Raw genomic sequence first — 10551 nt, 5'->3', positions numbered from 1 at the left:
CTCGCATTCCCGGTGCGGATGCCGCGGGCAGTGCGCCGTCCGTAGCGTCGTCGTCATGTCCGTACCGTTCGTCGCCTCGCCCTCGTGGCTGGCCCTCCGGCATGAGCCGCAGCGGCCGGTTGCGCCGTCGGCGTTCGCGCCGCCCGACCCCCGGCCCCAGGTCGCGTCGCCGCCCGTGGCGCCGGTGCCCGCCGCGCGCTCGCATGCCGCACCGTTGCTCGTGGAGCCGCCGAAGAGCGGCGCAGTCGTCGACGAACCGGGCCTCGAGGCGCATGGCTTCGAGGCGCACGACTTCGAGGCGCTCGGCCCGCTGGCGCCGTACGCGTCATCGGGGCCGGTCACCGACCTCTTCGTCAACGGGGCGACCGGGCTCTGGGTCGATCGCGGGCACGGCGCCGAGCGGCAGCCCGACTGGGTCGCCGATGAGGCGGCCGTCCGCGCGCTCGCGGTGCGACTGATCGCCAGGGGAGGGCGGCACATCGACGAGGCGACGCCCGCGGTCGACGTGCGGCTCGGCCGAGGCATCCGCATTCACGCGGTGCTTCCGCCGCTCGCGGCCGAGGGAACCCTGCTGTCGATCCGCATCCCGCGGCCCGGCGGGTTCACGCTCGAGTCGCTCGCCCGCGCCGGTGCGATGAGCGAGGGCGAACTGCACGTGCTTCGCGAGGCGGTCACGTCACGCAAGAACCTGCTCGTCACGGGCGCAGGCGGCACCGGCAAGACGACGCTGCTCGCCGCCCTGCTCGCCGAGGCGCCGGCCCACGAGCGCATCGTCGTCATCGAAGACGTCGCCGAACTGCAGATCGCGCATCCGCACGTGGCGAGCCTCGAGGCGAGGCAGGCGAACATCGAGGGCACGGGTCGCATCGGGCTCGACGCTCTGCTGCGCGAGGCGTTGCGCATGCGGCCCGATCGCCTCGTCGTCGGCGAATGCCGCGGCTCCGAGCTGCGCGAGCTCCTCTCGGCGCTGAACACCGGTCACGACGGCGGCGCCGGCACCCTGCACGCGAACTCCCTGGCCGACGTCGCGGCCCGGCTCGAGGCACTCGGTTCCGTCGCCGGCATGTCGCCCGCCGCCGTCGCCAGGCAGGCCGCGAGCGCCTTCGACCTCGTCGTGCACCTCGAGCGCGTCGACGGGCGTCGTCGACTCGCGGGCATCGGCCTGCTCCGGCTCGACGGCGATGCGCTCGGCGTCGAGGCGCTGAAGCCGGGGGAGGCGCTGTGAGCGGGGGAGCCATGGCGGGCGAACGCGACGGTGCCATCGGCAGACGCGACGGCGACGCTGGAGGTCCCGCTGACGGCGGTCTCCCGGTGCGACGCAGGGCGGTGAACACATTGCCGCCCGACTCGGCGCCCCGCCTCGTCGAACGCGTGCGCGAGCGTGTGCCGTTCCTCCGTCGGAGGGCGGATGACGCGGCCGAGGTCGACGAGGTCGCGGCGGTCGTCGAGCGCCTGGCCGTGCTGCTCTCGGCGGGCGTTCCCTCGGCGGCGGCGTGGCGGTACCTGTCGGAGGCAGGCGGATCGCCGGTGCTCTCGGCCGCGGCATCCGCTGCCGAACGCGGGGAGTCGGTCGCGTCGGCCGTCGATGAGGCGACGCGTCCGGTGCCGAAGGATGGCAGCCGCACGGGCGCTGCGTCCGGCGTACGCAGCGCCGCAACGGCCCGAGAGCGAGCCGGAGGATGGGCGGTGCTCGCCGCGGCCTGGGCGGTCGCCAGCGAATCGGGTGCGCCGCTGACGACGAGCCTCCGCGAGCTCGGCTCCGCGCTGCGCGACGAGGCGCAGCTGCGTCGTGAGATCCGAACCTCGCTCGCCGGCCCCACCGCGAGTGCGCGCATGGTGCTGGCGCTGCCCCTCGTGGCGCTCGTGTTCGGTTCGGTACTCGGATTCGACACCGCGACCGTGCTGCTCGGCAACCCGATCGGGCTGATCTGCCTCGTGCTCGGCATCGCCTTCCTCCTCGTGGCGCAGCGATGGAGCCGGTCGCTCGCCGCCCGTGCCGCGGCCTTCGACGACGGCGCCGGTCTCGAGCTCGAGCTCCTCGCGATCGCCATGGCCGGCGGGGCATCCGTCGACCGGGCGCGCGCCTGCGTCGCCGCGGCGCTCTCGGCGCATGGCGTCAGGGCGGCGAGCGGAGGCACCGTCCTCGAGACGGTCGCGCTGGCCGAACGCGCAGGGGCGCCGCTCGTCGACCTGCTCCGCGCCGAGGCCCGCCGCCTGCGGCGCATCGCACGTACCGAGGCGGCGACGCGGGGTGCTGCGCTCGGCGTGCGACTCATGCTGCCGCTCGGCGCCTGCGTGCTCCCCGCCTTCGTGCTGCTCGGCGTCGCCCCGCTCCTCATCTCCGTCGTCACGGGCACCATCGGCGGTGCCGCATGAACGACGTCACGACGTGCCACCCACCCGCCGGCGAGCCGGCCGCATCGGAAGGAACCGCTCCATGTCCACCACCCCCCATCGCGCCCCCGAGGGCGCATCCGACGACCGGGTCGCGCCCCCCGCGAGCCGGCGGCGCCCGCGACTGCTGCGACGCGTGCGAACGCTGCTCGCCGTCGAGCGCGGCGCGGCCACGGCCGAGTACGCGGTCGCCACGATGGCCGCGGTCGGCTTCGCCGGCCTCCTGGTCGTCATCTAGCGAGCAATACCGACGACTACTGCCGAGCCCGCCGTTCGTCGGCCTCACGCACCACGGCAGAGACATCGAGGCCAAGGGCAACGCAGATCGCATCAAGCACGTCGAGCGTCGGCGCCCGCGTCCCGCGCAGGTACTTCGAGAGCTGGGACTGCGACACGCCTGCGGCTGCACCGACGTCCGCCTGAGTGCGCCCGGACTGGGAGAACGCGCGGTCGAGAATGACCGCCGTGGCCGCCGACAGCGGCCGCGGTTCGCTCCTCCTCGCTGGCACGTCGCCGAAGCTACCTCGGGCGGCAGCGCGGGCACCCGTGGCGCTCGGTGTAGTTCATATGAACTACGCTGCTCCGAGACGCAGCACGTCACGCCCCGCACTGGGGCAACCCCGAGGCGATGCTGCCTACCCGAGGAACTGAACCTGTTGAGCACCATCCTCCTCAACCTTGTCGGCATAGATCGCGCAGCTCGCGCACTGGGCATCCCACATCGAAGGGCATTGTTCGACGTGCTCGGCGTGACGGCGCTCGAGCCGGTCACACCGGAGCTTCTGGCTCGGCTTTGCCTTGCTCTCGATGTCGGACTTGCATCTGTGTGTGTGCTGGTGCGTCCAGAACGGGGGACAGATGCCGGCCGAGGCCATCGATAGGCTCGCGAGCATGAAGAGGCTGCTTCCGATCGTTGTTCTCGTGCTCGCCCTCGCCGGATGCGCGGCCGGTGCGCCGCCGGAAGCCGAGCCGACCGAGCATGTCGCGGTGGTCGAGATCTCCGCAGCGGACATCACCGACATCGACTCGGGCATCGAGTGGGCGCGCGGCTTGGACGACACGGTCGACGCCGACGAGCTCTCGCAGGGCATCACGGCCATCGGGGACCTCGTGCCCGAACTCGACATCTGGTTCGCGACGAACAACGAGATCGGCCAGGCGCTCATCAGCCTCAACAGCGACGTGCTGGACGCGCCGGCGGACGCCGGCACGAAGGTCGACGACCTCAACGCCATCGTCGACGACATCGAAGCCGCGATCGAGCACGGGCCAAACCCGTAGACTCCCGGCCATGGATGACGCCCTCTTCGCGACGGAGCCGGATTGCCCGAGCTGCGGCACGAGGTGCGTGCCCGGGCTCGCAGGCATCCCGTACTGCAGGACGTGCAAGATCGCGGTGATCCAACACCTCGCGGGTGGCCGCTAGATCTCTCGCGTGTTGGCGGGGTCGAGCGCAGCGAGCCAGAAGGCAGTGCTCTGCTCGTCATGGACACCCTCCGCGACTTCCTTCACGTAGTCAGACATGGTCACTGGGTCCACATCGACGATCTCCACGCCGTTGATCGACAGGAAGGTCAATGTCGAAATCCAGGCCGTTCGCTTGTTCCCATCGAGGAAGGCGTGCGCATCACAGATCGCATGCATGAGCACACTGGCCTGCGAGTAGATCGACTGGTGGAGGAAAACACCGTCGTAGGAAGCTTGAGGGCGCCCGACAGCACCCTCAAGCTTCCCTCGATCGATTAGTGGCTCTACGCAGACAACGTCGTGAAGCTCGATTACTTCCTCGACTGAGAGGAAAAAGGTCACTTCAGCGCAAGAAGCTCAAGACCGTCGCGCCAGCGATCGACCACTCGCGCACCAGTCTGTGCAACCATCCGGCGGTCAGCTACCTTCGCGCACACGCGTCGCTTTGGCGCATCCTCGTCGGCGAGTGCCTTCGCGGTGTAGAAGTCCAGCATCGTTTTGGTGCTGAGCGTGTTCTGCGAGCGCTCGGTGGGAGCGAGGCCTTTGCGAGCCTCAATCCACGGCGCGTCGGCGTGAGAAAGCGCAATCAGCGTATTCAGCGGCTTCGACGCGTAGTGATCGAGAACCGCATCTACGATGACCTTCGTTTCCTCATCGAGCTCGACCTCGGCGGGTAGCTGTGCGTACCGGTTGTCGCGGAATACACTGCGAACAACCGGGCCATTCGGCCACGCCTCGAAGGGCTCCGGGAAGATCTCGCGGCCTGTCCACGCGAGATGCCACGCCTGAACGAAGTAGATCAACTTCTGCAAGCGCATGGAGTCATAGGTTGGCACGTTCTGACTCGACTTGATGTATCCCGCCAGGTCGATCGCGGTCGTCATGATGCTGCCCCCTCCACAGTTCGCTAACAAGTTATCCACAGGCTTATGCACAACTGTTTCTTCAGTGTAGCCCCACGCGCTGTCTCGACGCTGTACGCGTGGCCACGGCGATTCCGCCAACGTATTGTTGCATTGGCACATTCGCGCGGGCCGGCGCGCTCCCATCTCGAGAGGAGCAGCCTGTGGCCCGTGACGAACCGCGCTGGCATCCGTTCTTCGCGACCGTCGAGGGTCCGGTCGGGACGTGGCGGATGTTCGACTCAGAGGACCGCGAGTATGGGCTGATCCGCCTCGTGCGCCTCGACGGCGAGCCCAGGTACCGGGCCGAGCTGCGCGGCGAGCTCATCGGGTACGGGTCGACGCTGCGCGGCACGTGCGAGCGTGTGCATCACGCGTTCGTCGTTTCGCACGGGCCGCGCCCGTTCCAGGGGTACCCGGTGCACGACAAAACGCCCCCGCCCACCCCTCGGAAGGGATGAGCGGGGGCGCGCGTCGTGCAGGATGTCAGGGCGTCGTGCTCGAGGGCTGGTAGTCCTCGGGGATGCCCTTCGACAGGATCGAGAGTGCAGACGCACCGCCAGCGAGGGCGGCGGTCACGATCGCGCCACCGACGCCGAGAGCGACACCGGTCCAGAACTCACCGGTCAGGCTGATCGCGATCGCCGACGTCGGGATCGCGGCGGCGAGCGACTGGGATGCGGTGCGGATGAAGCCTCGCGCGGCGGCGCGCTTCGTGTCCGCGGGGACGAGATACTCGTGCTTGCCCATGGGCTACTCCTTCGGTCGTTTCGGCTGCGTGTCCTCGAGCTGCTTCACGCGGGACACGATCTCGGTCGACATCTCCTCGTGCCCGTCGCGCCACACGATCTGCTCGTCGCGCCAGGCGATGAGCTGGTCGACGAGGGTGACGAGGTGGTCGACCTTCTGCTCGGTGCGGACGGTTGAGTCCTTGATCGAGCCGCCGTTGTTGTGGTGCGTCTCGTGGTGGATCTGCTCGATCTGTTCCGGCAGGCGGAGCACGGTGTCGATGACGCGGTCGAGGCGGACGATCCCTCGCGCGAATGCGATGAGGCCGCGCCACGCCTTCTTCCTGATGAACTGGACGAGCGCGGCCACGCCTGCGACGGCGAGCACCGCATCCCAGACGTTGACGGATTGCAGCCAGCTTGTGAGCCATTCCGGCATCCGTTCCCCCTCCCAGGGCGAGAGGGGCGGTCAGTACTCGATGCGCGTGTAGTCCGACTTGCCGGTGCCGTCGAAGGGGCGGCGTCCGCGGATCTTCATGACGGCGCGAAGGTCGTCGCCGGTCCACTCGCCGACCGGGCGGCCGAAGAACTTGTGCGCCTCGAGTTCCGCATTCGAGAGCAGCACGATCGGCCCGGTGAGGGGGTTCGCGTACGTCTGCCCCTTCTTGATCTTGCTGTCCTTGCTGTCCTTCGTGGCAGTGATGAGCTGGGTCATGTCGTCCTCCTCGGACTTGTTGGTGTCGTTCTGGATCGGTCGGCCGGCGCCGCCCGCGGGGACGGAGCCGAAGGTGAGGAACTGGATCGGGTCGACCACCTGGACGGTGCCGGGGTTGCCGGTCTGCCACGAGGCGGTCATGTGCAAGTGCTTGCCGGTCGACGCGCTGCCCGAGTTGCCGAGCAGACCGACGATTTCGCCGAGCTCGACGTCGGCGCCCACGGCGAGCGTCGGGTTGCGGAGAAGGTGGTTGTAGCCGATGCGGATCTCGCCGCCGTCGACGGGGTACGCGATGACGATGCGGTGGCCGAGGTCGGTGTTCTCGGCCTGCGCGTCGGTCATGTTCGTGCGCCACACGACGCGCCCGGGCCCGGACGCCGGGATCGGCGTGCCGAGGTCGAGACCGTTCCAGTCGGCGCCGCGGTGCGGGCCCAGGCCCATGTCCTTCCGCCACTGCGGCCAGTCGCCGAACGGGTCCGCGAGGTGGTCCTTGGAGAAGGGTGCGATCAACGCGCTCATGATGCCTCCGTCGGTTCGGTCGGGTCATCGATCAGGGCGCCACACGCACCGCAGAACGTCGGGAACCCGTTGTCGGGGACCTCGATGTCGACGGCCTGGTAGTAGCAGTTCGGGTTCGGGCACGCGACCGTCTTGTTCGCGGCGGGCTCGACTGTGGGCTCCATGGTCAGCCTCTTTCCGCGGCGATCCAGAGGACGCCGCTCAGGTTGGTGTTCGTGCGGGTGAGCCAGAGCGTGAACGATGTCGTGGAGTTCACGACGACGCCGACGCCGGTGATCTGCGTGCCCGGCACCGAGCTCTCCGCCGTGACCGTCACCGACGGGGCCGTCTGGAACATGCCCGGCGGGAGTGTGACATTCACCGACGTCGGCGTGTTCGGCGCCGACGGGGTGATCGACGAGACGCCGGCGTACACCTCGGGGCTTCGGCGGACCGGCCCGCCGTACGGAGCAGACAGCGCGGTGAAGTCGTTGCCGGAGAGCCACGTCCCGGGCGTGCCAGCCGCGACCGAGACGCCGTAGGTCGCCTCGATGCCGGCGCCGTGCGCGACGGCCTTGCACCCGATGATCGAGGTGAGGTCGGTCGGGCCACCGGCCTGCGAGACACGGATCGCACCGAACGCGCCGGCCTGGTAGCCGGCGCCGATGATCACGCACCCGGTGATGAGGGTCGACTTCGCACCGTTCACGCTGATGCCGTACGAGATGGTGTTCCGGCTGGTGCTGGACTCGACGACGCACCCGTCCGAGCCGACACCGATGTAGAAGCCCTCGTTGACGCCCTCGACGGTGCAGCCGATCGTGCGCCCGCGGACGCTGCTCGCCGTGTGCGAGATGCCCTGCGTCGCGCCGGTGCCGCGCACGGTGACGGCGTTGACGGTGACACCGACACCCTGGATGGAGCGGACCCCGATCGCGCCGGCCCCGATGCGGATCGAGCACGACTCGATGACCGAGTCGCGCCAGTAGAACGCGGCCACGCCGAGCGCCGTCGCGTCGATCGTGCAGCCGCGCACACGGATGTTGTCGTAGAAGCCGGCGCCGATCTGCGAGTGCGAGCCGACCGCGACCTGGTGCGCGGGCAGCAGCTCCCATCCGGTGAAGGTGCAGTCCCGCACCGTGATGTTGCGCGCCATCGTGCCGTCGGTCAGGCCGGAGTCGACCGCGCCGGTCATGGCGCAATCGATCTGAATCGCTTCCTTCTCGGTGAGCCCCGCGACGGCGACGAAGCCCTCGAACCGGCAGCTGTCCACGAGCGCCCCGTCGACGGAGTTCAACTCGAGCGCGTGGTACCCGCGGGACCGGAGGAAGCGAACGTCACGGACGGTGATGTTGCGGCAGTGATCGAACGTCACCGTGTTCAGGGTCGCGGTGACGGTGTCGCCGTGGCCGTCCCACGTCATGCCCGCCAGCTCGATGTCGCTGCGGCCGTCGTAGGCGCCCGTGGTCGTGTCGCCGGCGGCCCAGTTCACGGCCATCATGCCGAGGCCCGCGAGACGGTGGAGGGTTGCCCCGTAGCCGTGGAACGCGACGCCCTCGCGGAGACGGATCGTGGTGCCGAGACCGTAGTCGCCCGGGGGCAGCACGACGCGGCCGCCGCCGAGGGTGGCTGCGGCGTCGAGCGCGGCTTGGATCGCGGGCCCGTTGTCGGTCGCCGGGTTGCCGACGGCACCGTAGTCGGTCGCGAGGATCATGACCGGCGCCATCGCGTCCTGGATCACGCCCTTGACCGCGGTCTTCGACTGCGAGGTGCCCGCGGTGCCGATGTAGCCCGCGACGCCCGCGTCGGTGGGTACCGCGTTCATCCCCGGGAGGCCCTGCGCACCGCGGACCTCGCCGGCGTCCAGCGCGGGCGCGTCGGTGCGCTGGATGATGAGGTGCCCGGTGTCGTCGATGCGGGCGTCCTTCACGCCGTGGCCGCGGGGTCCGCGCAGGTTCGCCCTCTTCGTCCAACCCATGGGTCAGCTCCATTCCATGTAGTCGCCGATGTCGGCGGAGTAGTCGTCGGTGTGGAGCGGGTCCATCCGGAGCCACGACGTGAACGGCCCGCCGACCGGGGGCGGGGTGAGCGCGATCCACGTCATCCCGGGCGCACCGGCTTCGGTGACGAACAGGTCGCTGATCGTGCCGCCCTCGACGGGCACGAACAGGCGGCCGGGGATCTCGTTCATGCCGATGAACTGCCCGGCCGAGTCGAGCCACTGCACGGTGATCACGTAGTACGCGGCGGGGCGCGCAGTCTCGAGCGGCGAGAGCTGCACGGTGAACGCGCCGGTTGCGTCCGGGATGACCTCGATCGGTGCAGTGACGAGGATGCGGCCTGCATCGACGACCGCGCTCGACGCGGTGAATCGGATTCTCGGCACGAGGTCGGGCATCGGCATCAACTGGAAGTCGTTCAGCCTCCCGGTCACGACGGCCATGGGCGCTCCTATCAGGGTCGGGTATTGAACTCAGTTATGTAAGTGAGTTACAGTCATGGGGTGAGTACAGATGCGGTGCGGGCCAAGCTCGAAGAGATCTCGCGCCTGCAGAAGGAACTCCCGAACCTGCGGGGTCAGGCGGTAGCCGCGGCCCGTGCTGAGAAGATGACCTGGCGGGAGATCGCGGCGATCCTCGACATGACCGAGCACGGCGTGATCCGTGCACAGCAGAAGTGGACGGAAGCGAAATGATGCAGAAGAAGACGACCGGGATCGTGGCCGTCGTGCTCGCCGGGCTTCTGGCCGTGGGTGGCGGCGGCGCCGTGCTCGCGACGACCCTCGGCGGCGAGGACGCACCCGCCGAGGGCATCGCGGCGACCGAGCCGGCATCCGTCGAAGAGACGTCCGAGCCGCTCGTCGCGGAGACCCCCGCCGAGCGCGAGCCGAGCGCCGCTGATGCAGCCTTCCTCACCTACGTGCACGACGAGCTCCTGCCCGACACGGGCATCGCGGACGCATCCGATGAGCAGCTCATCGCCGCTGGTCACGAGGCCTGCGAGATCCTGACGGCGGGCGAGGTTCCGCTGGAGGACATCCGTCTCGTTGAGGGCGAGCAGCCTGCGCTTTCGGGCTACTACATGGACACGTCGGCGATCCTCAGTGGCGCCCAGTACTCCTACTGCCCCGAGACGATCGAGACTCCCGAGGAGTCTGCAGCGCGTGCGGCGAAGAGCGCGGAGTCAGACAACGCGGAATAGCTGCCCAGTGGTGGGGTTCGCCCACACCGTCCCGACAACCGCGTTGTTCGCCGATGCCCGAGTGATGGTCGGGAGGGTCGCAGCGACCACCGGGCCCACGAGGTTGACCGCGGACGCGGTCACCTGGACGGCGAGCGTCGGGCTGTACTGGATGCCCGCCGACGTGGGGAACGCGTAGACGCGCGGGCCGGTGCCCGAGATCAGGCGTGCGCCGCCACTGTCCGCCTGGAGCTTCGCTCCGCTGCTGAACACCAGCGCGCCGGCGGCGTCGGACGGGTCGAGGGTCATCGCGGTGCCGACCTTGATCCGGCCCGCGCCCGAGACGACCAGATCGTTCAGGAGCGTTACGAGGCCCTGCAGGGTGGTCGCGCCGGTGACCTTGAGGGTGCCACCGATCTCGGAGTCTCCCGAGAACTTCGCCGGACCTGTCCAGATGATCTCGCCGGTGCCGGTGAGGATGCCGAGGACCTCGAGCGTGCCGGTCACACGCTCCGTGCCGGTGACGATCAGCCACCCCTCGACCTTCTCAGAGCCCTGCACCAGCAGCCCCTCGTTCGACGCGACGCGGAGGGAGCCGCGGGTGATCGACGTGAAGCCTGCGAACGCGCCTGCCTCGAGGTGCTTCACACGGCGCACGACATCCTTC

17 protein-coding genes are annotated in these 10551 nt (G+C 69.4%); 7 read left to right on the top strand and 10 right to left on the bottom strand.

All coding sequences use genetic code 11. The features are described 5' to 3' along the window. Positions 1-55: 55 nt before the first annotated feature. The 3 genes from AC3IPY_RS14940 (at position 56) to AC3IPY_RS14930 (ending at position 2632) form a co-directional block, all read left to right on the top strand. The gene (locus tag AC3IPY_RS14940; RefSeq protein WP_489185067.1) at positions 56-1225 is read left to right on the top strand and encodes a TadA family conjugal transfer-associated ATPase; all 1170 of its coding nucleotides are present in this window, start codon (positions 56-58) and stop codon (positions 1223-1225) included. 101 nt (positions 1226-1326) lie between these two features. Next, complete coding sequence (locus AC3IPY_RS14935; protein WP_489185066.1) at positions 1327-2376, top strand: type II secretion system F family protein; 1050 nt, start codon at positions 1327-1329, stop codon at positions 2374-2376. A gap of 61 nt (positions 2377-2437) precedes the next feature. Beyond that, positions 2438-2632 carry a DUF4244 domain-containing protein gene (locus AC3IPY_RS14930; RefSeq protein ID WP_489185065.1) on the top strand — a complete coding sequence of 65 codons (195 nt, stop codon included), beginning with the start codon at positions 2438-2440 and terminating at the stop codon, positions 2630-2632. A 16-nt stretch (positions 2633-2648) separates the two neighbouring features. Here AC3IPY_RS14930 and AC3IPY_RS14925 read toward each other — a convergent pair whose 3' ends face one another. Next, positions 2649-2903: a helix-turn-helix domain-containing protein gene (locus AC3IPY_RS14925; RefSeq protein ID WP_489185064.1), complete on the bottom strand. Its 255-nt coding sequence runs from the start codon at positions 2901-2903 to the stop codon at positions 2649-2651. Positions 2904-3285: 382 nt separating this feature from the next. On the opposite strand from AC3IPY_RS14925, the gene AC3IPY_RS14920 reads away from it, so the two are divergent. Then, positions 3286-3675, top strand: a complete 390-nt coding sequence (locus tag AC3IPY_RS14920; RefSeq protein WP_489185063.1) for a hypothetical protein — start codon at positions 3286-3288, stop codon at positions 3673-3675. A 141-nt stretch (positions 3676-3816) separates the two neighbouring features. Here the strand turns inward: AC3IPY_RS14920 and AC3IPY_RS14915 are convergent, their stop codons facing one another. After that, positions 3817-4203 (bottom strand): type II toxin-antitoxin system death-on-curing family toxin, encoded by a 387-nt coding sequence (locus tag AC3IPY_RS14915; RefSeq protein ID WP_489185062.1) that lies wholly within the window; start codon positions 4201-4203, stop codon positions 3817-3819. After that, a complete protein-coding gene (locus AC3IPY_RS14910) occupies positions 4200-4745 on the bottom strand; it encodes a Panacea domain-containing protein (protein WP_489185061.1) in 546 nt (181 codons plus the stop codon). The genes AC3IPY_RS14915 and AC3IPY_RS14910 overlap by 4 nt, the downstream gene beginning before the upstream one ends. Positions 4746-4927: 182 nt before the next feature. Here AC3IPY_RS14910 and AC3IPY_RS14905 point away from each other — a divergent pair, with 182 nt between their 5' ends. After that, positions 4928-5224, top strand: a complete 297-nt coding sequence (locus AC3IPY_RS14905; RefSeq protein WP_489185060.1) for a hypothetical protein — start codon at positions 4928-4930, stop codon at positions 5222-5224. A gap of 25 nt (positions 5225-5249) precedes the next feature. Here AC3IPY_RS14905 and AC3IPY_RS14900 read toward each other — a convergent pair whose 3' ends face one another. From AC3IPY_RS14900 to AC3IPY_RS14875, 6 genes are read right to left on the bottom strand one after another with little or no spacing between them, the layout of a single operon-like run. Next, positions 5250-5513, bottom strand: a complete 264-nt coding sequence (locus tag AC3IPY_RS14900; RefSeq protein ID WP_489185059.1) for a hypothetical protein — start codon at positions 5511-5513, stop codon at positions 5250-5252. Between the two features lie 3 nt (positions 5514-5516). Then, positions 5517-5930, bottom strand: coding sequence for a hypothetical protein (locus AC3IPY_RS14895; protein WP_489185058.1), 414 nt, complete (start codon positions 5928-5930; stop codon positions 5517-5519). 30 nt (positions 5931-5960) lie between these two features. Then, the gene (locus AC3IPY_RS14890) at positions 5961-6725 is read right to left on the bottom strand and encodes a M23 family metallopeptidase (RefSeq protein WP_489185057.1); all 765 of its coding nucleotides are present in this window, start codon (positions 6723-6725) and stop codon (positions 5961-5963) included. Then, the gene (locus tag AC3IPY_RS14885; RefSeq protein ID WP_489185056.1) at positions 6722-6889 is read right to left on the bottom strand and encodes a hypothetical protein; all 168 of its coding nucleotides are present in this window, start codon (positions 6887-6889) and stop codon (positions 6722-6724) included. The genes AC3IPY_RS14890 and AC3IPY_RS14885 overlap by 4 nt, the downstream gene beginning before the upstream one ends. Positions 6890-6891: 2 nt before the next feature. After that, a complete protein-coding gene (locus AC3IPY_RS14880; protein WP_489185055.1) occupies positions 6892-8682 on the bottom strand; it encodes a glycosyl hydrolase family 28-related protein in 1791 nt (596 codons plus the stop codon). A 3-nt stretch (positions 8683-8685) separates the two neighbouring features. Further along, positions 8686-9147 (bottom strand): hypothetical protein, encoded by a 462-nt coding sequence (locus tag AC3IPY_RS14875; protein WP_489185054.1) that lies wholly within the window; start codon positions 9145-9147, stop codon positions 8686-8688. A 60-nt stretch (positions 9148-9207) separates the two neighbouring features. Between AC3IPY_RS14875 and AC3IPY_RS14870 the strand changes: the two genes are divergently transcribed. Further along, entirely contained in the window at positions 9208-9399 is a 192-nt protein-coding gene (locus AC3IPY_RS14870) for a hypothetical protein (protein WP_489185053.1), read from the top strand. Next, complete coding sequence (locus AC3IPY_RS14865) at positions 9396-9905, top strand: DUF732 domain-containing protein (RefSeq protein WP_489185052.1); 510 nt, start codon at positions 9396-9398, stop codon at positions 9903-9905. The genes AC3IPY_RS14870 and AC3IPY_RS14865 overlap by 4 nt, the downstream gene beginning before the upstream one ends. Here AC3IPY_RS14865 and AC3IPY_RS14860 read toward each other — a convergent pair. Then, the gene (locus tag AC3IPY_RS14860) at positions 9888-10532 is read right to left on the bottom strand and encodes a hypothetical protein (protein WP_489185051.1); all 645 of its coding nucleotides are present in this window, start codon (positions 10530-10532) and stop codon (positions 9888-9890) included. The two genes, AC3IPY_RS14865 and AC3IPY_RS14860, sit on opposite strands and share 18 nt — an antisense overlap. Positions 10533-10551: the final 19 nt, after the last annotated feature.

Source organism: Agromyces sp. GL_144 (assembly GCF_057834305.1).
This window is presented reverse-complemented; position numbering and strand designations above follow the sequence as displayed.

Bases quoted from the DNA above. Each gene is read 5' to 3' on its own strand.
- AC3IPY_RS14940 (WP_489185067.1), top strand. From the start codon at position 56: ATGTCCGTACCGTTCGTCGCCTCGCCCTCGTGGCTGGCCCTCCGGCAT.
- AC3IPY_RS14930 (WP_489185065.1), top strand. From the start codon at position 2,438: ATGTCCACCACCCCCCATCGCGCCCCCGAGGGCGCATCCGACGACCGG.
- AC3IPY_RS14920 (WP_489185063.1), top strand. From the start codon at position 3,286: ATGAAGAGGCTGCTTCCGATCGTTGTTCTCGTGCTCGCCCTCGCCGGA.
- AC3IPY_RS14910 (WP_489185061.1), bottom strand. From the start codon at position 4,745: ATGACGACCGCGATCGACCTGGCGGGATACATCAAGTCGAGTCAGAAC.
- AC3IPY_RS14900 (WP_489185059.1), bottom strand. From the start codon at position 5,513: ATGGGCAAGCACGAGTATCTCGTCCCCGCGGACACGAAGCGCGCCGCC.
- AC3IPY_RS14895 (WP_489185058.1), bottom strand. From the start codon at position 5,930: ATGCCGGAATGGCTCACAAGCTGGCTGCAATCCGTCAACGTCTGGGAT.
- AC3IPY_RS14890 (WP_489185057.1), bottom strand. From the start codon at position 6,725: ATGAGCGCGTTGATCGCACCCTTCTCCAAGGACCACCTCGCGGACCCG.
- AC3IPY_RS14885 (WP_489185056.1), bottom strand. From the start codon at position 6,889: ATGGAGCCCACAGTCGAGCCCGCCGCGAACAAGACGGTCGCGTGCCCG.
- AC3IPY_RS14880 (WP_489185055.1), bottom strand. From the start codon at position 8,682: ATGGGTTGGACGAAGAGGGCGAACCTGCGCGGACCCCGCGGCCACGGC.
- AC3IPY_RS14875 (WP_489185054.1), bottom strand. From the start codon at position 9,147: ATGGCCGTCGTGACCGGGAGGCTGAACGACTTCCAGTTGATGCCGATG.
- AC3IPY_RS14865 (WP_489185052.1), top strand. From the start codon at position 9,396: ATGATGCAGAAGAAGACGACCGGGATCGTGGCCGTCGTGCTCGCCGGG.